The sequence below is a fragment of the Ktedonobacter racemifer DSM 44963 genome, from assembly GCF_000178855.1.
In the GTDB taxonomy this organism is placed as follows: Bacteria; Chloroflexota; Ktedonobacteria; order Ktedonobacterales; family Ktedonobacteraceae; genus Ktedonobacter; species Ktedonobacter racemifer.
Window position 1 is genome coordinate 486,706 of the sequence record NZ_ADVG01000001.1, and the last position, 20,192, is coordinate 506,897.

At 52.5% G+C, this 20,192-nt stretch carries 15 protein-coding genes and 4 pseudogenes; 7 read left to right on the forward strand and 12 right to left on the reverse strand.

Going from position 1 to position 20,192, the window contains the following annotated elements; all coding sequences use genetic code 11:
• Nucleotides 1-5: 5 nt before the first annotated feature.
• The 5 genes from KRAC_RS02255 to KRAC_RS02275 all read right to left on the reverse strand — a co-directional run bounded on the left by KRAC_RS02255 (nucleotide 6) and on the right by KRAC_RS02275 (nucleotide 7,208).
• The gene (locus KRAC_RS02255) at nucleotides 6-1,388 is read right to left on the reverse strand and encodes an FHA domain-containing serine/threonine-protein kinase (RefSeq protein WP_007904161.1); all 1,383 of its coding nucleotides are present in this window, start codon (nucleotides 1,386-1,388) and stop codon (nucleotides 6-8) included.
• A gap of 174 nt (nucleotides 1,389-1,562) precedes the next feature.
• Nucleotides 1,563-2,009: a hypothetical protein gene (locus KRAC_RS73560; RefSeq protein ID WP_169460846.1), complete on the reverse strand. Its 447-nt coding sequence runs from the start codon at nucleotides 2,007-2,009 to the stop codon at nucleotides 1,563-1,565.
• Nucleotides 2,010-2,398: 389 nt separating this feature from the next.
• Nucleotides 2,399-3,235 (reverse strand): DUF6585 family protein, encoded by an 837-nt coding sequence (locus tag KRAC_RS02265; protein WP_007904164.1) that lies wholly within the window; start codon nucleotides 3,233-3,235, stop codon nucleotides 2,399-2,401.
• Nucleotides 3,236-3,238: 3 nt separating this feature from the next.
• Entirely contained in the window at nucleotides 3,239-6,322 is a 3,084-nt protein-coding gene (locus tag KRAC_RS02270) for a Tn3 family transposase (protein ID WP_007904165.1), read from the reverse strand.
• A 4-nt stretch (nucleotides 6,323-6,326) separates the two neighbouring features.
• On the reverse strand, nucleotides 6,327-7,208 hold the full coding sequence (locus KRAC_RS02275; protein ID WP_007904166.1) for a tyrosine-type recombinase/integrase: 882 nt from the start codon (nucleotides 7,206-7,208) through the stop codon (nucleotides 6,327-6,329).
• A gap of 354 nt (nucleotides 7,209-7,562) precedes the next feature.
• Here KRAC_RS02275 and KRAC_RS02280 point away from each other — a divergent pair, with 354 nt between their 5' ends.
• The 4 genes and pseudogenes from KRAC_RS02280 to KRAC_RS02295 all read left to right on the forward strand — a co-directional run bounded on the left by KRAC_RS02280 (nucleotide 7,563) and on the right by KRAC_RS02295 (nucleotide 12,743).
• Complete coding sequence (locus KRAC_RS02280) at nucleotides 7,563-8,123, forward strand: DUF3841 domain-containing protein (RefSeq protein WP_274532075.1); 561 nt, start codon at nucleotides 7,563-7,565, stop codon at nucleotides 8,121-8,123.
• A gap of 1,522 nt (nucleotides 8,124-9,645) precedes the next feature.
• Nucleotides 9,646-10,239: pseudogene (locus KRAC_RS02285) on the forward strand (reverse transcriptase N-terminal domain-containing protein); the annotation flags it as partial.
• Nucleotides 10,240-10,980: 741 nt separating this feature from the next.
• The gene (locus KRAC_RS75275) at nucleotides 10,981-11,127 is read left to right on the forward strand and encodes a transposase (RefSeq protein ID WP_244421936.1); all 147 of its coding nucleotides are present in this window, start codon (nucleotides 10,981-10,983) and stop codon (nucleotides 11,125-11,127) included.
• A gap of 791 nt (nucleotides 11,128-11,918) precedes the next feature.
• A complete protein-coding gene (locus KRAC_RS02295) occupies nucleotides 11,919-12,743 on the forward strand; it encodes an alpha/beta hydrolase family protein (RefSeq protein WP_040441778.1) in 825 nt (274 codons plus the stop codon).
• A gap of 15 nt (nucleotides 12,744-12,758) precedes the next feature.
• Here KRAC_RS02295 and KRAC_RS65135 read toward each other — a convergent pair.
• The 5 genes and pseudogenes from KRAC_RS65135 to KRAC_RS65140 form a co-directional block, all read right to left on the reverse strand.
• Nucleotides 12,759-13,574, reverse strand: a pseudogene (locus tag KRAC_RS65135) (IS5 family transposase).
• A gap of 90 nt (nucleotides 13,575-13,664) precedes the next feature.
• Nucleotides 13,665-13,841, reverse strand: a complete 177-nt coding sequence (locus KRAC_RS02310; protein ID WP_244421937.1) for a hypothetical protein — start codon at nucleotides 13,839-13,841, stop codon at nucleotides 13,665-13,667.
• A complete protein-coding gene (locus KRAC_RS70605) occupies nucleotides 13,838-14,137 on the reverse strand; it encodes a hypothetical protein (RefSeq protein WP_157506268.1) in 300 nt (99 codons plus the stop codon). Before KRAC_RS70605 ends, KRAC_RS02310 begins: the two co-directional genes overlap by 4 nt.
• Nucleotides 14,138-14,198: 61 nt before the next feature.
• A complete protein-coding gene (locus KRAC_RS02320) occupies nucleotides 14,199-14,417 on the reverse strand; it encodes a hypothetical protein (protein ID WP_157506269.1) in 219 nt (72 codons plus the stop codon).
• On the reverse strand, nucleotides 14,392-14,640 hold the full coding sequence (locus KRAC_RS65140) for a transposase (RefSeq protein WP_083814676.1): 249 nt from the start codon (nucleotides 14,638-14,640) through the stop codon (nucleotides 14,392-14,394). The genes KRAC_RS02320 and KRAC_RS65140 overlap by 26 nt, the downstream gene beginning before the upstream one ends.
• Before the next feature lie 370 nt (nucleotides 14,641-15,010).
• Between KRAC_RS65140 and KRAC_RS02330 the strand changes: the two genes are divergently transcribed.
• From KRAC_RS02330 to KRAC_RS70610, 3 genes and pseudogenes are all read left to right on the forward strand, one after another.
• The gene (locus KRAC_RS02330) at nucleotides 15,011-15,694 is read left to right on the forward strand and encodes a phosphonatase-like hydrolase (protein WP_007904191.1); all 684 of its coding nucleotides are present in this window, start codon (nucleotides 15,011-15,013) and stop codon (nucleotides 15,692-15,694) included.
• Between the two features lie 359 nt (nucleotides 15,695-16,053).
• A pseudogene (locus KRAC_RS79215) lies at nucleotides 16,054-17,307 on the forward strand (integrase core domain-containing protein); the annotation flags it as partial.
• Nucleotides 17,305-17,904 (forward strand): annotated as a pseudogene (locus KRAC_RS70610) (IS6 family transposase); the annotation flags it as partial. The pseudogenes KRAC_RS79215 and KRAC_RS70610, both read left to right, overlap by 3 nt.
• 354 nt (nucleotides 17,905-18,258) lie before the next feature.
• Here KRAC_RS70610 and KRAC_RS70615 read toward each other — a convergent pair.
• Together KRAC_RS70615 and KRAC_RS02360 are read right to left on the reverse strand one after the other, a co-directional pair.
• On the reverse strand, nucleotides 18,259-18,684 hold the full coding sequence (locus tag KRAC_RS70615) for a hypothetical protein (RefSeq protein WP_157506270.1): 426 nt from the start codon (nucleotides 18,682-18,684) through the stop codon (nucleotides 18,259-18,261).
• Nucleotides 18,685-19,348: 664 nt separating this feature from the next.
• On the reverse strand, nucleotides 19,349-20,104 hold the full coding sequence (locus KRAC_RS02360; protein ID WP_007904201.1) for a nucleotidyltransferase domain-containing protein: 756 nt from the start codon (nucleotides 20,102-20,104) through the stop codon (nucleotides 19,349-19,351).
• Nucleotides 20,105-20,192 lie beyond the last annotated feature (88 nt).

Below are 20,192 nucleotides of genomic sequence, written 5' to 3' on the forward strand. Positions count from 1 at the left end.
CTTTTTCATGAGTAGGCATTGCTGTTTTTTGCTTCTGCAAGTGCCTTTACCAGGGCTTCGTACATCTGGCCTGCGTGTTGGTAGCGTTCACTGGCTTTGCTCGCCAGAGCACGCTCGATGACTTCAACCACAGACGATGGCAGAGGTATGCCCCGTTGACGCAGTGGGATGATGTCGCCCTCCAGGATCACCAGCAAGGGGTCCTTTCCCTGGTGGTCACGTGGATAGGCCCCGGTCAGCAGATAGTAACAGGTCGCTCCCATCGCCCAGACATCGCAGTCGGGCTTGACATATTTAAAATTGATGACCTGCTCACGAGGCGTAAAGGGAAAAGAGCCAGCATAGTCGCCAGTCGCGGTCATGCCACTCAAGCCTGCCTGCTCAAAGCTCTTGGCCAGGCCCAGATCTGAGAGTCTGGCACTCCACTGTCCCTTTTTGCCTGCGAGCAAGATATTCTGGGGTTTGAGATCGCGATGCACAAATCCCTGGGCATGCACATAAGTCAGCCCTTCCAGCGCTTGCAACAGAAGAGGAGCTGCCTCGGCAAGCTGGAGACGCCCCCCGCGCCGTTGCATCAGATCGGCCACGCTGCCACCTTCACAGTACTCCAGCACACAGTAAAACTCCTCGCCCTGCGACCCGCTGCCGAGAAACTGGACCAGGTGCGGGTGCTGGAAGGTTCGTGTGATGCCAATTTCGCGCAGGAACTGCTGGCGGGCCTGTTCATCGACCTGCCTTTTGGAGCGCATCACCTTGACCGCGACCTGCTCGCCAGTCTGCTTGTGCCTGGCCAGATAGACAGCACCCATACCTCCCATGCCAAGCAGCGTTCCCAGCGTATAGTCGCTCAGGGCGAAAGCCTGCTGATCTGACGGTGGCGTGTGTGCCCCCACTGTTATTGCCTCAGAGGGGTTCTGCGCTAGGGGCTGCTGGCAAGACTGGCAGAAGGATGCTTGCTGACCCGCTGCTTCCCTTGAAGCCGGAATCTCTTTGCCACAGTGCTGGCAATGGAGAGAGGCCACAGATGCCGGGGACTCCTCCACACGCACCTGTAGAATGGTCCTGCCCACCTGGATCTCATCTCCATCAGACAGATCGACCTGAGGTGACTTCCGCTTTGCTCCCTCTTCGGGTGTTTCGTGCCTTGCTGGCCCTCCATACCTCTGGCCATTGATGGAGGTGCCATTGCGGCTCCCCAGGTCGCGCAGCCGAGATTCAGGAGGATTGACTTCCAGCAAGAAATGATGTCGAGATATCTGCTGGTCTTCTGGCAGACAGGCATGGCAGTCGTCCATGCGACCAAAGAGCAAGGTATCATGTTTCTCGAACACAAAGGCCTTCCCTGCATTGGGACCTGCGGTGATCGTCAATGTAAGCTTGCCAGGCATGGTCTCTACGCTCCTCTCGTTCTGCGAACCGGGCTCAGCACCTGAGCAAGACGATATTTTCTTGTTCTCTTGCATAAGACACACTCTATTCATTTTTACCATGAAAAATCCTGACTTTTGAAATACCTGTGCGACAGCTAATGATCACAAAACTGCGACGCACAGCGATCCAATTTACATCCAGGGGTTGCCACGCCACAACTGAAAACAGCCGTCGCATCCAAAGATCTGTTCTCCTTGCTGCGTGGTGAGCATGATCATCTGCGACCCTCCATCCTCGGGGCAAAACTCTGGAAAGGGAATCCATGCTCTGTCAGCCTTCTCGGCGATCAGGTTGCGGATCACCTTGTATATACCGATAGCCACGTTGGCCTGGATCAAGGAACGATCGTAGCGAGGGTGCTCTCGCGTGAGAGGGTGGCCAGACTCGGGCCAGGCAGGAAGGATGGGCAGCTGGCTGAGCCAGCTCTCTTGCCAATTCGATGGGTGAAGGATCAGGGCAACGATCCGCGCTGCCTGCGTTCTCTGCCTCTCAAGCACCACATCCAGCAGGCCGCTTTCACTGATGGCCGAGAGAAAACCAGGGCTGATGAGCAGAAAAATCATATCAGCCTTTCGCAAAAGCGTTGCTTCCTCGCCATACCTTTCCGTCCCCGGCGATATTTCTCTGTAGTGCCAGGAAACTAACTGCTCGAATCTCCCAAAGAGTCCTTTGACTTCCGAAAAAGAGACAGCATCTTCAGATCTCCCAAAGAGTCCTTTGACTTCCGAAAAGGAGACCGTATCTTCAGAGGCGTAACAGCAACAGACCTGGAGCATCTTTTTGACCTCACTTTCAAGGAGACAGAGTGAGCAACGACGCGCAAGAGATCGTCGCTCCATACAGCAATCCCTCAGGAAAAGGGAATGGATCGCTTTATTTGAACTGTCCAGTAGGTTGGAAATCCTTTGGCTTCGTGGCTCTTGCCAGATCATAGCCATCTCTTCCAGTATCCGTACATGCTCATAAGTTAGCATTTCCCATCGGATTTCAGAAGAGAATCGACCAGGGCCAGGAAGATAAACCCATTCGGGATTTTAGAAAAGGCGACTTTGGCCCACGTGAACCGGCGGCTCTGCCGGGACATGATGACGATGAAACCGTTTTGCACCGTGATCGAAGCGACATCTGTCCAGGCAAGAGTGAAAAAGCCATGGACGATTCCTTGCTGGCTGAGTGACAATGGACCAAAGCGGAGTGTTTGTCCGGCGTGATAGGATTGGATGGCTTGTGGGAAAAGCCTCTTTGTGACCTCATTACAAATGATCTCCCCCACGCGTTGAACATCCAATGGGTTGGCGAGCTTCACCTGATGACCGTCCTGACTGCGGATGGTATAGGCATAGCTTGTGCCGGAGTAGACTTTATACCGGTAGTATCTGGTAACACTGCGCCATACCTGTATTTTCTCCCAGTGAAAGGGTTTCGGGGAACGATGCTTCTGAGCGTAGATGAAGCCGTGATCACAGATATAGACATGGAGGAGGTAGATACCGTGCCAGGCCTCTCGAACAAGTATGACGATCCATGCAGCGCACAGGAGCAATGCAAGGATGGTTGAGCTGATCAGGTGATCGCCAAAAGATAGGTCATCGTGGGTTGTCAGGAACAGGAGCATCAAGCCAACTATGATCAGACAAAAGGTCAGGATGAGACCAGCTACCCTGCGTAGAGTTACTTTACGAGGTGCAAGTGTATAATCAGTGAGCATTTTCCCCAGAGATGATGTCTGCGCCAGATGGGAGATCTCAGGGGGAAGCGTTTGGGACGACGACGATGAAGAGAGAGGTCGCTTGTCTTGGGTCATGCCTTATTTCTCCGTATCTCTTGGTGTATCCTGTAATAGTGGCAATTGTATAAGCTGCTGTTCTGAAGACTCATCTTCCTGCGATGGCAGTTCGTTGCCTTCTTGAATGCTTTCCGAACGCGCGTACTTTTCTCCTCCACCCCGATGACTCTTTCTCTCTGACTCACGCAAAGGTCGAAAGTCTCCCTCCAGGTGGATATCGGAGAAATGATACGAACCGACGAAATTGATATGTTTCCAGGCCAATGGTGAGAGGTGCTGCCACACACTGTCTGCCACCTGCTCACCTTGTTCGAGTAACTTGGCCTGGGCACGGTCAAAATGACGGGTATTCCAGACCACAATCGCATTGATGACCAGGCTGAGGGCTGAAGCTCGATTGAGTTGCGCTTCATAACTGCGTTCGGTGAACCGTCCTTGATGTCCGAGGGAGAGATCGCGGGCCATGGAGTGCAGCGTTTCGCCTTTGTTGAGTCCTACCAGCACCCGTCGTCTGAAAGGGGGATCATCGACGTAGTGCAAAATATGGCCGGTTTTGCCGAGCCGCCCCAGCTCTTGGATGGCCTGCTGGAGCGGATTCTGTCGTTGCATCGCTTGTAGTTTGGACACGACGAGCGAGGGGCGTACTAACCCATCCTTGAGAGAAGCTGCCAGGCGATTCATGTCATCCCAGTGGGCCACAATCAAATCCTCGCGAATATCCTTTTTGAGAACTGGCGTGAGCACGCTGTAATCCGTGTGCTTGCGCGGGCGATAGAGCGTCTGGTCCGAGAGGTCACGCAACCGTGGCGCAAAACGAAAGCCCAGGAGCATAAACAACCCGAACAACAGTTCGGTAAACCCACCTGTATCTACATAATGTTCTTTAATAGGCGGTGCGTCCTGGTAGAGAAGCCCATCGAGGACATAGGTTGATTCTCGGACCAAACAATTGACGACATCAATCCAGGGCTGATTGCTCTGGTTGGTCGTATGGTTGTAGAGCGTGACCCCCCGTCGCACGCCAAAATACCGGGGAAGATGACGACCGTGTAAGGAGGAAGCCGCCATGCCGAAACGGATGCCATCAGAGGAAGAGGTCGTTCCGTCCCCGAATTTCATCGTCAAAGGCAGGGAACGGTGATAGCTGATCAGTCTACTAATCGCGGCACGCATCGTCTCTTCCCGTAGATACCAATCATACACACGTTCCAGCTCGTGCAAGGCTATTCCTGATGATTGGGCCATGGCCGAGAGGCCGATATTGGTCGCCTCAGCCACCAGAACCGCGTACAGTTGTGGCCTTAGCTCGGCGAGAGCCTCCTCCGTTGGTTCGCGGCGGCTGGTCAGGCGGAAAAAGATGGGACTGATGTTGGCCCAGCGATCCACTTCCATCAAGACTTCCGGCAGTCCGGTAGGAGGAAAGAGTTCGATGAGATCGGTACGCAGATCGATCACCTCTTGTGGGATCTCGATTTTTTCCAGGGCCGTCAGCTTCAGTTTGTCTCCTTCTACCCGCGCATCCGGATTCTTGCCACGCGCAATGCGCCGTGCAACCCGCTTGGCGGTCTGCTCCAAGCCGCTGAGCTGCTCCTGGAGATAGAGATTGCCGTCCTCCGGTAATCCGCTCTCTTCATACCAGGCGGCACGGCGTTGTGCCCACTCTGTAGCTTGATAGAGATCGCTATCCCAGGCCGCATAGCGTTGGCTTCCTTCCACGATCAAGTCCCCTGCACGCAGGGCTGCTCGTGTTTCATGCAGCAAGGTAAACTCCCAGGCATGTTTGTTGATCTCGCCATCTTTGACGACCGCACCCTCCCATTTGCGGGGCACGAAATCCACCGGGGCCTCATCTGGAACAGTTTTCTTGCCCTCCTGATTCATCTGCGTCAGGGTGGTCAACCCTTCCAATAGAGGATTATTGGTACGGGGTGAGTCAAATTGGAGCGTTCGCAGTACAACAGGAGCGAAATCGCGCAGATGCGCATAGCGATGGTCCAAAATGCCAAAGAAGGTGGCTGTTTCACTTTTATCCAGTTCATCGGAGAGATCGACCAGAGCGCTCACACGCTCTCTGGAGACCTGCTTGAAAATGCGCTCACGCACCTGCTCTTCCGGCACATTCGCATCCAGCAAGACCTGGGCCACTTTCTTAAACAGCCGCGCACTCTCCTGATGGGTCTCGGTACGTTTGGCACGGGCTTCCATTAAATCATCATCACTTCGTGAGAAGAGGCGTCCCACCAGGATATCGAACATTTCCACGATGATAGTTGTCAGTTCTTCCGCACGGATGGTCAAAAAAGCGCACAGGTGAGTGTAGCGTTTGGCTGGTGGATAGAGACGAATATTGCGTGCGCGGTGTTTTTTCACAATCGCCGCCCATTGGCGTAAGCGATTGGTCGTCATTGCTCCCCACTGAAGCGGGGCAGGCAAGGACTGCCGAACATGTACCAATCGCTCACATTCCTCTTTAATGGCTGGAACAGAAGCTGCTCGTGGGGGAGCGCCAAGCCAGGCGAGGCGACTATCACCCTGAGAGGTATCCAGCAGGGCATCGAGTTTGTTGCGGTGTTCAAGAGAGAGTTGCGCGACGATCTGCTCAAAGAAAGTGTCTTCAGCTTGATTACGGACTTGATAGATCAGGCGGTCAATGGTCGTCTCCCCCTGCGGACGCAGCACCCCGACCCGCACCATCCAGTCAGTGGCCGCATCAAAGAGGGCCGAAGGATTGCCAGTATGGGCGACTTTCTGGGCGAGATACGCTGATAACTGCTCGGCATCTGACTCTTGCCAGGCTCGTACCTCCAGGTGCTTGCGCACCGCCTCAAAGGTTGCTGACCGCGCCGAGGGATGATTACGGAGTTGAGAGAGGACAGCAGGTTTCAAACTCAACTGCTTGCTCACCTGCTCGATCACGTCCTCTGGAACATCGTTCGGATCGGAAACGAGCACGCGTTCAACCCGCGCCCAGACCAACACCAGAGCACGATAGAGCCGCTGAGCATCCGCACGCAACGGCTCCAGAAACTGCAGATCATGATAGGTAAGGGTGAAGAGACGGCGCATCTCTTTGGCATCCGTGCTCCAAGAGTAGGTCTTCACCATCCACTTAGCCTCGCTTCCCCTTGCGCCGTTGATACTCCAGCAGATCCTGCTTGACGGTAGCCTGATCCACTTCGGCATAGCGCAGGGTGCTTTGCAAATTGCGATGCCCCATCTGCTTGCGCACGGTGGTGACTGGAACCCCAGCTTGAATCAGTTGGGAGGCTCGACTGTGACGGAGCTGGTGAATCGTGGCCTGGACTCCTGCTGCTTGACAATACTTCTGCCAGGCTTTCTGCACCACCGTATAATCGAGCGGCAGGGGTGACCCCCCGTACCTGGGATCCCCACGAAAGACGGAGCCAGAGGTAATATGGCTCTCTTTGAGGTGCCGACGCAGGAGGCGAATACTCTGTGGGGCTGCCGTCAACATCACTGTCCGTTCGCGCTGCCCCTTGCCGAACACTCGGATCTTCTCATCATCCTGAGCCAATGTCACATCGCTATACTGTAAGGCGAGGGCTTCCCCGACGCGAACTCCCGTTTCATAAAGGAGCATGAACAGTGTCCGGTCTCGCAACCTGGAAGGGGAAATGGCCTTGAAGATCTTGTCCACCTCTTCAGGGGCAAGCGGGCGAGGTTCCTTCTGGGGTTGAGTAATGGGATCTAAGCGCTCCATCGGATTGCTGCTCACAAGCTCTTGCCGTATAGCCCAGTGATAGAACGTGCAGAGGGTTGAGTAGCGCCGCCCACGGGTAGCTACGCTGTGATGTCCATCCCCTTGTAGAAACTCCTGGATCAACGGGGCAGTGACCTCAACCAAGAACGTTGGCGCTGCTGCCAGAAAATGGCGCAGGTCATGGCTATAGGCTTTGATCGTATTGGCTGGAGCATGGCGAGCACGCAAGCTTGCCAGAAATTGCTCAACGGTCTCCGCTGTCGTCGCCATAGATGTTCCCCTTCACGTGCGATATAACTACTAAAACTCTCCTGTGAAGAACAGAGTAACACGAAAGGGGTTCATCTAGGAAAGAAGCGGGATGACGTGGATAGTGAGCAGAGGAAAATCGAAGAATGTGCGATATATGTTTACTTATACCGCACATTGTATCCTATCGTCAAAAAAACACTTAAGGGCCTGTAAAATGCTGCTCAAGGCAAGAGGTAAAAGGCCTGAAGAGGAAATAATGAAGAGATGATATGAACTCCCTACGAGGCTAGTTTGCCCCTGGTGACAACTTCGCGCATTTCACCTCAATAAGATGGCCTCATTTACGGGCCTAGCCCCGGCCTCATCGGCCAAGTGGCAGAGTCTTGGCAATGGCAGACCGCCTATGAATGGATGGCCGAGCAGATGGAGAGACGCATTGGAAAGAGGCCCAAGCCGGACATTTATCCGCTGTGGGCCTGGTCTCAGTGGAGAGATGCCATCCATCGCAAGCCGGATCTTCGGAGTTTTGGCCATCTTGCTCCAGGAACGAGGGGAGTACGTCTCGCCTGTGAGATCCCCGACGAGCAGATTCTGCTCTCCGATTTTCTACTCTGGCATCATGCACTCAACTATGGATATCTCTCCCTCAGTCAAGCAGAAGAGGAAGCCTTTGAGACCGAACTGGCGTTGTGTGGCCTCACTCACATGCCGTCAGGACCGCTCTCCGATCCGGTTTTCCATCAGAGGATCCTCGATAGCTGGCAACGCATCTTTGATCTGGAAGACATTGGCCGCCCGGACTGGATCGGCAACCAGACCCAAGACGAAAAAGCGATCCAGGGGACCTTCTGGCAACTCTCCCTCGATCAGGTCCGAGAGATCACCGTTTTTACCAGCAGGTGGTCTGGACTGGGTTCACGTAAGTTCTTATAAAAGCGCCAATCAACCAATGCTCTCTCGCATCACGCAAAGTGCGGGAGAGCCCAAAATTCCCCGCTAAGCGTTGCCAGAGATCCTGGCCCGACCTCAAATGAGTGCCGTCCCCTGCGCAAGGGGAAAGCGCTCGTTCTTTCGGGAAAAAAAATTCAGCATTCGCACTGACAGATAATGAGGGGGGTAATACCGCAAAAGGCGAAGAGCAAGGTCAGGAAAAGAAAGAGTCTGCTCCAGCTGGTTTGGCACTTCTCACTGTACAGGTCATGATCGCTGACCGGGAACGCCTGCAAACGTTGCTCAGGTCCCAGGGATTTCCGCAAGGGGCCAGGTGCCTTGAGTGGATGTACTTAGTGGCTGGAACATCCCTTTCATCGTTCGCGTAGTCTTTCAGAAGCGACCTTCAACAAAATCCTCACCTGACCGGGTCGCCAGTAGCGATATTCCTCCTCTCCCAGATTGTGCTCAACAAATCGCCGCAGGAATCCTCTGCCTTGAGGCCTGATTCTTACCCACATTTAACAAAGTGAGCTTGAGCACAGATCTTTTCCATTGAAAAGGAAAGCACATCAACAGCGTTTCCAAGCTCACACAGGATATCAATTGTAAAATGTGGGTAAGAATCAGGGCTTTAGCCCTAGGGATATGAGGCGCGTTCCTTTTGTGGGTGGATTGGGTGGTATAGGGGAGAACAGCCTGCCTTGTTTTTGTGCTCATAATATTGTATAATTACAACTATGAAGAGACATAGAGAAGAGCAAACCACCATCAAAATCTGGGTAAAAACGCATGATAATTTGAGGCTTCTTGCAGCCCTGCAAAAGAAAAGCATGGTCGAAGTCCTTGAGCGGTTAGTGCGTGAAGCCCTCAAGAAAGAGGAGGCGAAACAGCATGGCACTCAAGACGTATAAGTTTCCCCTGTATCGTGCGACCCGTTTTGCTCCAAACCATGATAAATGGGGGACGAGCAGCGGTGTTTTTTTTTTGAAAGACACTGACAACTGTTTCTCTGACGAGAGGCACAATTCCTCTCTCATTCGATAGGAATGGATAGCATCATCCCCACTGTAGCGACTGGCCCTCAATCAGTGAAGCGGGATGAAACGGGGGATGCCTCATAAACCTGATATGAGGACACCTTCTAGCTGGCTACTACGGTGAGAAGCCTGTCTAACAAGGCAGATAAAACGAATGCATGACTGAACCATCGTTACAAAAAACTGGCCTACGCAGGATAACAAGCCAGCCCAAAACGGGAACGAGTCGAGTACACAATGGAGATGGTACAGCTACATTGCCTATCTGTCAGGACTCCGGTGGAGAATGCACACCTACGGTAGCGCAAAACAGAGCAACGGAACGGAGTAACCGCGTGTTTGCTCTCATGGGGGTCGATACCATGAGCAGGTGCCAACCGCAAGCAGCACGACGGAAGGATTGTCCAAGAAGCGAATGCCTCTCGGAAAGCGAGAGGATAGGCTGACGTGGACACAGTTGTATGGAAAGTAGAAGATCAAGTACGATGACAAATAGGAAAGCACCCAGGATCAAGAAGAAAATTGACCCTGAGAGTGAGGCTTGGAACAAGTTGCCCTGGCGCAAGTTTGAGCAGCATGTCTACCGCATCCAAAAGAGAATCTACCGAGCCAGTCAACGTGGCAATCAACGTGCAGTCCAAAAACTTCAAAAGCTCTTGATGAAATCGGAAGCAGCAAGGCTTCTTGCTGTACGCCGCGTCTCACAGGATAACCAGGACAAGAAAACAGCGGGGGTTGATGGAGTGAAGAACTTGAAACCTCAACAGAGGCGACAGGTGGCATCGCTCATTCATCCCAAACAATGGCCGCAGAAAGTAAAACCAGTCCGAAGGGTATTTATCCCCAAGCCTGGAAAAAACGAACAACGGCCTTTAGGGATTCCTACGATGTATGAGCGCGGACGACAATGTCTTGTGAAATCCGCGCTCGAACCAGAATGGGAAGCTCGCTTTGAGGTGAACAGCTATGGTTTTCGCCCTGGACGATCCTGTCACGATGCTATCGCAGCAATCTTTCTGGATATTGGAAAAAAGGCAAAATATGTCTTTGACGCCGACATCCGGGGCTGTTTCGATAACGGGCGTCCGTTCGGGTGCCAGATGACCAGGCTGTGAACAGCCTACGGACAGGATGAAGCTGTCCGTTCCTAACCTCTCCCGCCCTGTCGGTCTCACTCGATAGGGGGCGCAGGTGACGAAGCCAATAAGCCCTGTGCGTATCGGTTAGCCCGGAGAGGGACATGCGGCACATGTGCGGGAAATCGTCGTACCAAGAGGCATGTGCTGCGAGGAGAGCTGACTAAGGTAAGCGGGTCGAATCCGCGAAGGATAAAGCCACTAAAATAGCACACCCGGCTCAGGACGGTTGAAGGGCCGATGAGATCTGACGAATAGGCTACTTGTTCGTCGTAGCCGTTCCCTCGCCCTGCGAGTGCTGTAGAGGCTGCATCACCAAAGCAGGAATGATCTCAGCGTAGCAGAGGTTACGCATGTGGTTGTCCTACCTACGGTCAGCGGGTAAAGTGATCTGGCGCTACCGGAGAACCATGTGTTCCTCGCTCCTCCAAAGTTTTTTTGAAGGAGAGGTGGTGAGGACACCGAAGAGGACATATGGGGCGGAACCGCTGTAGTACTCTGAGCGCGGGAGAGCCGCGAACATGGGGAAGGGCGGTAGTGTTGACGGTGTTTTAGTACCGAAAGACGAGGGAACTAGACCCTTAAACAACGTCAAACAGGAACAAACACATCTTGCTAAACAACAAGAGTCAACAGGGAAAGCTGAGTACTCCGAAAGGGGTCCGCTCAGTTTGAGGGAGCACGGTGGGGAAACCTAGCAAGGTACGCAATCAGCGCAATGACTACTTGCACCAGTGGTCGCGTCGTCTCGTCAACACGTACGAAACCATTGTCTTTGAAGCGATCGCGCCTGCCAACCTCTCGCGCACGAGCAAAGCCCAAGCAAGATGAGGAGACAGGACACTTTCTTCCTAACGGAGCCAGTGCGAAATCTGGCTTGAACAGATCCATACTTGATACTGGTTGGTCAACGTTCATCGCCTTTTGCGAGTACAAAGCTGCGAACGCTCTCAGAGCGGTGGCACTCGTGTGAAGTGTGGATGTGAATTGGATCGCGACCACAACGCCACAATCAACATCAAACATCTTTGGCTTGGACGGAGCCATCGGGAAGCGCAAGCCTCCTGAGAAGCCCCCGGATTGAGCCGTGGGGAGTCGTCACTCGAGCAAGTTATCCCACAAATAATAGAATACAAAATTTTGGTAAATTCGCATCCCGAAAGGACCGGAAGCAGCGTGCGGCCTTCGTTCTCGTCCATGTTCACAGCTCGACTTTGTACATTGTTCATCAGTAGCAAACAAGCCCAGGTAAGGCGGTTGAGAACTGGTAAATGACTTGAAGAGTGAGCAGGTTTTTCCCTCTGGGTGGGCAGTTTGCCCCGAAGAGTGAGCAGCACTGCCATTGGTGGGCTGAGAAATGGCTGAAGACGCGATTGTTTTTCATCAATCGGGTGTAAATTCAGATTGGCATTTCTGGTAGTAAACGAGCGAATTCTGTTCGTTTTGCCTCGAAATATGAGCAACACAGCTATTCAGGTCGATCTACCTGCTCACTTTCCGGGCTAAGACCTTATCCGAAAACTGATGATATGGGAAGTTACGCCACTCCCTTGGTTGTACGTAAAAGGAGAGACAAATCCATTGCAGACATGAAGAGTCATATGTTAGAGGAGAAATGCAGTATGTTCAACTACGACCCATCTGCCCCGCTCGATTTCGAGGTTCTTTCTGAACAAAAACAGAGGAACACGACGCTACAAGATATCACCTATACCAGCCCTAAAGGAGGAAAAGTTCCTGCCTATCTGATTATTCCGCCTGAGGCTGGCCCGTTTGCCGGAGTTATTTTTGTCCACTGGGGAGAAGGCAACCGTGACGAGTTTGTTGATGAAGCACTGGAACTGGCTCCTCTGGGCACAGTATCTCTTTTGATTGATGCACCACTTGCACGCCCGGAGCCGTGGACGGCCCCCGGCAACACACCAGAAGAATTCCGCGAGAGTGATATCCAACTGGTTATTGATATACAGCATGGGATAGATCTGCTTCTCACTCGTCCCGACATAGACCGGCAACGTTTAGGCTATGTCGGTCATAGTCTCGGGGCAACAAAAGGAGGGATTGTCGCTGGCATAGAGAAGCGTGTGCGAGCTTATGTGTTCATGGCAGGTTTACCAAGCGTAGCGGATTCTTTCCGCACGAGTGCCCATCCAGATATGGTGGAGATGCGAGCAACCACTTCCACGGAGGAACTGGAACACCTCATCAGCCTTATGGAACCGCTTGATGCCATCCATTATGTGGGCAAAGCTGCGCCTGCAGCCCTCTTTTTCCAGTTTGCTCGTCATGATGAGTTTGTGACGGAAAGAGACGCACTCTGGTACGAGCAGGTGGCAAGTTCGCCAAAGTTGACGAAGTGGTATGAAACCGATCATCAGTTCAATCCCGAGGCTCGCCATGATCGTGTCGCATGGTTGTGTACACAACTTAGCCTGAAATCTCGTTGAACAATCATGATCTCCTTATCCGAAAGTGGCGACCTTGGCAAAGATCAGTTGAGCGCAAGCGAGATAAAGAAAAGCAAGATAGTTCTCGCTTTTCTTTTTCCAACGGACCAGAAGCCGACGAGAGCGATTGATCCAGGAATGCGTGCGTTCCACCACCCACCGACGGGCACGATGGCCAGGGATCACGATTTTCTCCTGCTTTTCTTGCCCACGACTGCGAATATGGGGCACATAGTGGTGGTTCTCTGCCTCCTCTCGGTTGACCGGATAAGCGTATCCTGCATCCAAACACAGATGTTGCGGCTGCTCTTCCCCTGACTCCGGACGAGCGATGACAATCCCATCTAAGGTGGCAGAAAGCTGTTTCATATCATGACTATTGGCTCCCTCGATGATCAGCGCCAAGGGAATCCCAGCCCCGTCAGTCAAGAGACTGCGCTTGGTTCCCAACTTGCCGCGGTCGGTCGGATTGGGGCCGGTCGCGGCGTGACCGAAAGGGGCTTTGGTCATCGCTCCATCAACGGCTTGCCATTCCCATTGGATGCCAGCCAGTTCGTCGTACCTTTACAGACCCGCTTGCCAGAGAGCACGGAAGAGACTTTCCTGCTCCCATTCCTGAAAGCGATCATGGACCGTTGAACTGGCTCTCAACTCACGTGGCAAGGCATTCCATTGCAGACCCGTGCGCAATACGTACACGATGGCTGCAATGGCTTGTCTGTCCGGCATACGCGGGCGACCTCCTTTGGCATGCGATGGTGCTGGTGGAATCAGAGGATGAACCTGCACCCATAACTCGTCGCTGACTTCCCATGGGTGCGTTCGTGGCATGTTTCTTTTCTCCTCAACTCGTTTTGGCTCTCATTCTACCACAGGTTTTCGGATAAGGTCTTACAGGCCAACACTCGGAAACCAGAGCTTCTACTCCTCACTCCAAGGTCCAACGCCATGAATGCGTTCAGCCGTAATGCGGGTAATATATCCCGGTGGCGTTCCCGAAGGCGCGTACGTCGTGCCTGGAGCGATATAGATCTGGGCCAGTCGGTTCAGCAATGCGGGGACACCCCCCTCGGTAATTCTGGCACGACCATTGATCACCAGATAATTATCCAGTCCCTTCGTTTTTCCGCCTGTCTCCATTGAGAGTGCGACTCGGGCATCGCGGCGAAAACGCGCTGACTGCGGCGCTTCACGGTTTTCGGTGAAGTCGTCCGATGCTTTTTGTAGTACGAGTAGGCTTCTGCATTTTCCAGAATGGTCGTGTGGGCTACCCCTGTGCCCGTTGGGTCTAGTTGTTTCGAGGTGGCCACAATCGTTGAGAGCGAGATCCGGGTTTTCCTGTCCTGTTTTCGCTGGTTGACAAGCACATCTACCGACTGCTTTACCAGGTCCACTGAATGTTTGCGCTTCGGCTCGTAGACGCTTTATTCGAGCCAGGCCGGTGCTGGTTGTGAGTTACGCTTCGACATCGAATGCAACCTCCGGTTCTAACTTTTCATCAGCACGACATGCCTCGATCATGTCCATTTCGCGCAACTCTGCTTCACATTGTCTAAGCCGCTTTTCGTACTGAGCTGCTTCTAAAGCCAATCCCTTTTTTCGTGCATGCTCTATCTGGATCGACACCACCTGCTTCGCTTTGGCAAGCTTATGATTTTGCAACATGCCTTTCACATTGAACGTCTCCAAACAGATCACGCGGGTTTTCGCGTATCAGTTTGGTGGATGCTTGGTGCTGAAAGTCACGGCGGATATCAGCAATGCGAGCGTGCAGACGTGCACCCTTACGACGTGCCTTGTCTCGGTTCTTGCTCCTTTTTTTCTTTTTGGCGTGCTTACGTTGCGCTTTGGCAAGTTTTTTCTCATCACGAGCGTAGTTTTTCGGATTCTCAGTAATCTATGCCGAGATCAGTAAGAAACAATAACGCCTGCTTAATCTGAATTTTAACAATACTTAACACAAACCCCTTGAATCCCTCACTGCTTTAGGGTAAAAATAATCACGTAAATGGTTACGCAATCTTTGAGCGTAGGCTTCGATTGGAGAAACTGTCGCCGATGTTTCAATATACCTTGCGCCTGATAGATATATACCTTTCTACATTATAAATGCGACTTAAGAAGTATTCTCAGCGTCTACAACGCTTCGGGATATGGGGCAGTGGAGTGCAGATGCCGCTGGCATCTGCACTCCACTGCCCCATATCCCGCGAGCCACGAAGTGGCGAGAAGTCTTGAGATGATAGAAGAGAGAAATGGAGCGAGTGATGGGATCCATACAACTGGTTGTCTTTGATATGGCAGGAACGACCATTGATGATAGCGGAAATAAAGTACTCACGGCCCTGGTGGAGGCGGCACGCATTCATGACTTGCCGGGAACGCCCGACGAGCTCAATAAATTGATGGGCATGAATAAGCGGGAGGTATTTACCCTGCTGGCCGAACAGCTCCTTGATCGTGACTCTGAGCAGGTATCTCAGCTAGCGGAGGCGGCGCTGGCAACCTTTGTCGAGCGTATGCGCGCAGCTTACTCCCAGAACGTCAAGGCCATTCCCGGCACAGAGGAGACGTTTGCCTTCCTGCGTGAGCGCGGCGTGAAGATCGCCCTGGACACCGGCTTTGACTCCGTGATCGGTGGCCTGATCCTCGAACAACTTGGCTGGCTGGACGGTGTGGTCGATTGCGCTATCTTCTCCAGTGATGTCTCCCGGGGACGTCCCGCGCCCTACATGATCTTCCGTGCCATGGAGCAACTGGACGTGCAGGATGTGCGCCAGGTCATGAAGATCGGTGATTCGCCCGCCGACCTGGACGAGGGCATGAATGCTGGTTGCGGCGAGGTCATTGGTGTGCTCAGTGGAGCGCATACCGCTGAGTCTCTGGGCCGCTATCGCCACACTCGCCTGCTGCCCAGCGTCGCCGATCTCCCTGCTCTCTTTAATCAGTGATCAACCGGATTTGGTATCACATCTCCTACAAACAGAAGGCCGAGGCATATCGCCCCGGCCTTTTGTCTGCTACTGGTCTACGCGGCTACCTGGCTAGCTGTATTGTTTCACGTTAGCACAGGGGGTAGCACTGGAGATGTAGATGTTACCCCAATAGTCTGGTGGTAATAAGTGCTAAGAGTGGTCAGATTTTAGGGTGAAGAGTGATCAATCGGTGTATGATGTTGCGTCATCGTCACCTTAACTGGGTAACGACTTCGTGTCCATCTCAGCAGAAAGAGACTTCCAGAAAAGGGAACATGGGATAGAATCGAGGCAGAAAACGGTTTTACCACTCCTCACGTAGGAGGAAGAGAACAATGGAAGAAGAATGGATGCGTGATCGCGCCCGGTTACGCGAACTGCTGATTCGCTTTCCTCATTGGAGGCTGCTGGATTATGCCCAGGCCGTGGGTCGTTCGATCAGTTGGGTCAAGAAATGGCGCAGACGCTTGCGCCAAGCCGATCCTCATGATCCACAAGTGCTCTTGTCTTTCTCACGAGCCCATCATGCCCCCTGTCCGTCCTGGGACCGGCAGGTGGAGGAGCGCATCGTCGAGATGCGCCAGACCCCTCCAGAGCATCTCCACCGCGTGCCAGGACCCCGGACCTTGTTGTACTACCTACTACGTGATGAGGAACTGCAACGCTTGCAATTGCCCTTGCCACGTTCAACGCGCACCGTGTGGAAGATCTTGCACAAACACGGCTGCATCCTGGACCACTCCACTCTCAAGAAGCAGCCTCTAGAGTCAAGAGCACCGCTTGAAGAGATCCAGATGGACTTTAAAGATGTCAGCACGGTTCTCGCCAATGAACATCAGGAGGGCAAGCGGCAACATGTGGTCGAGGTGTGCAATGCGGGTCGATGTTGGCACCTCGGTGCTGCTTTGCGCTCAAGCCCGGGAAGATTTCCATGCGCAAACCGCAATACAAACCGTTATTGGCTTCTTGCGTGAGCATGGACGACTGCCGATGATAACCTTTGACCGCGATCCCAGATGGGTTGGAAGTAGCAGCGGACGGGATTTTCCCTCTGCCCTTCGTCGCTTGCTGCTCTGTCTGGGCATCCAGCCCAATGTGTGCCCACCTCACCGACCAGACAAAAATGAGTTTGTCGAGCGGTATCACAAGAGTTACGGGCAAGAGTGTCTGCACGTCCAACGCCCCGGCACCTTGCAAGAGGTTCGAGAGATCACTGAAGCCTTCATACAGCATTACAATTGGGAAAGACCACACCAGGGGCGCACGTGTCACAACGTTGCGCCACGGGTGGCCTTCCCAACGTTGCCATCCTTACCTGCGCTTCCACAGGTGGTGGACCCCGATGCCTGGCTTCAAGCCATCGAGGGACAGATCTTCGTCCGTAAAGTGGGGGCAGATGGGTGTGTGAATGTGGATCTGGCCCCCTACTACATCAGTCAGCAGGTCGTAGGGCAATACATGGCCTTACAGGTGGTGGTGAGCGAGCGAACCTTTCTGGTCTGGCATGGCCCAACGTGCTCAAAACAGTGCCCATCAAACACCTCTACGGGCAACAGATGCCCTTGGAAGACTATTTCGCCCTCATGATCATGGCAGAGCGTGGAGTCAGACTCACCTACGAAATCATTCGGCAATGGTGCCTCAACTTCGGTCAAACATACGCCAACAAGCTGAAGCATCGCCGCGTAAGGCTGGGAGACAAGTGGCATCTGGATGAGGTGTTTCTCACCACCAATGGAAAGCGAAGCTATTTAGGGCGGGTCGTCGATCAACACGGCAACGTGCTTGATATTCTTGTCCAGAGTCGACGAGACAAACAAGCAGTCAAGAAATTCTTCCGTAAGCTCCTGAAGGGGCTCCAGTACGTGCCTCGTGTCATCATCACCGACAAACTGGCAAGCTATGCCGCCGCCAGGAAAGAAATCATACCTCATGTCGAGCATCGACAACACAAAGGCCTCAACAATCGAGCGGAGAACTCCCATCAATCAACGCGACAACGGGAACGCACGATGCGGCGCTTCACATCACCTGGTCATGCCCAACGATTCCTCTCGGCCTTTGGACCCATCTCTGACCATTTCCGACCGAGAAGGCATCGTCTTAGCGCTTCAAACTATCGTGCCCTTCTGCAGGAGCGCTTTGAGATCTGGAACGATATCACCACTGGAAACAGGGTTGCATGACACGTTCATATTCTCCAGTTCTCGCTCACTATTGTTTTCCTCATAAGCGTTCCCCCACAACGACGCCTTCTTCATACATTAACTTGACAATACTCCGTCAGGTGCGTCACACTCAATACCAGGACCAGATTGAGCACAAGTGCCATGATGGCGTTGTGCCATCGTAGCATGCTAGCCATTCTGTCTCTCCTTTCGCATGGAGTCGTTTCTCTTAACACTGCTTCCTCGCCATACACATCGCGATTCCTCATGCACTCTTATCGGCTCCTCTCCGTGACGACAAACCAACATCCCCACATGCCCCAGCACTTCCCCCCAAAAGTTGAGAGGAAATGCTGAAGCGCAACATGACGTTTATGAGCTTGAATGGCTATTACCTTGACTACTACCTCCGTGATTCCCTTCGTCGTTCCCTTCCTGACCCGCCTCGGACCAATAGGTATAATTGGAGCGCTGAACCTCTTTGCTGTTCCCGAAGTGATATGTCCAGTAGCCTTCGTCGTCATAGTTATAGCAATGCGTTCCTCCCTGGTCACACTCATCGTAATGGGCACCATTCGGACCATAAGCAGTGCTCTTTTCCGGGGTCGTATTAATTTTTATGTCTGTTGGAACTACTGTGGTTGTTTTCGCGCTGCTGGTGGCTGCTCCTGTTCTTTTTATACTCGCGGCTGACACTGGTGCCGTTGCACCAATCATTGTGCCAACTGCGAATAGCAACACCATCACGCTTATCAGGATGACAAGACAAATGCCCTTCTTGAGGATAGGATGCCTCACTGTAAACTTCTTTCTCGCTTCTGTTCGCGAACTCTCCACGTTACTCCCGTCCTATAAAGAAACACTACTAGAGTCCTTCTTGCGACTGAAGCAGAACAAAAATCTTTTCTCTTATACATCCCTCTGTTTTTCAGAATAACAACAGCATCAAAACACATGAATATTGTCAGATACCCCATGGATAAAGCCAGGGATCCCCGCATGGCGCGGTTCTTATGATGGATTTTGGATGAAAGCATAAGGTAGTGTCTTATGGAGACACAGAGGCACATGTGAAAGCAAGGGCTGACTTTGGCTGGGTATCCCCTGCTCTACTTTACCACCTGGCAGTTAAGCGTAATCCACTTTTGGTTTACGCGTTCCCAGAGTAGGGCACATCGCTGAATACTATTGTTCTCGTAATGCGTATCACAATGATAAATGGTGCCTATTTGCTTGCAGAAAGTGCCTAGTGCATAATCACACAACCTTTTCGGAAATAAGTCAGGCAGACAGCGGTGACGCAAGAACATCTTGTAAATTTGCTCGCTTCATGGGAGGAATTTCGCTCATTACGTGGGAGATTCGGTCTCTTTGATGGAGCGATACAATGTCGCGCTGGCCCATGGAATGTGCAAATTTCCTCCCATGCGCGTGAGCAGATTTACATGTTGCACCGTTCAAGTTAGGCTTGGCTGATCATGAATTGGGCAAATGTAATCGTTTCAGCTTGCGCTGCAAGACTATCCGCTTTATCCGACGAGCCGTGCCATTGAGTCGCCTGTTGAATAAGCTCAGCCCATTGCGGATACTCTTGTGCAGCCCATGACGCACCCTTGAACTTTGATACCTGCTTTCCGAACCGTATCGCATACAAGCCGCGACACAAGGAGAGAATCACGTATGATTGGTAGCCCACCCAGCGTGCTTCCTTTGCTCGGCCTAGCCAAGACGAGAACTCGCCCTTAATGGAGGTAACAAACTCATCCTCAGTTATAGTCGGAATGAATGTCTTGGGCGAAGGGCCTTCTATCGTCAAACCCTGCTCCTGCACCATATACCAGTCCATGAGCCACTGAATGTCCATGTCGCGGTAGTGGAGAGATTCACCTGGACTGACACGAGCGATTCTCACTGTACTTGTCTTAAAGGCTCGCATCGCTTCAACATCAACGTAGGCTACCTCTATTCGATCGTGCCAAGCGGGATGCTTATGGACAAAGTCTTCGTGCATGGCTTTTAAATCGTGTAGCTCGTCGTCCGTGACATCACTTTCAACGATAGCTAGGAGGTCAATATCACTGGTTTTTGAATCGAAGTCGCCACCAACCAGTGAGCCGAACAAGTAAAAGCCGCGTAACCTTTCGCCAAGAGCGATTTTAATAGAAGTGTGCAGCTCGCTAATAAGCTGATCTACTTCGGAATAATGAGTTTTAGACATAATCTACCTTTCAATTGATGTTTACTCACGGTTCGCTTAAATTTCGGACGGTTTTTGAGAATTGCCCTCTCAAGTACCTAATTTTTGA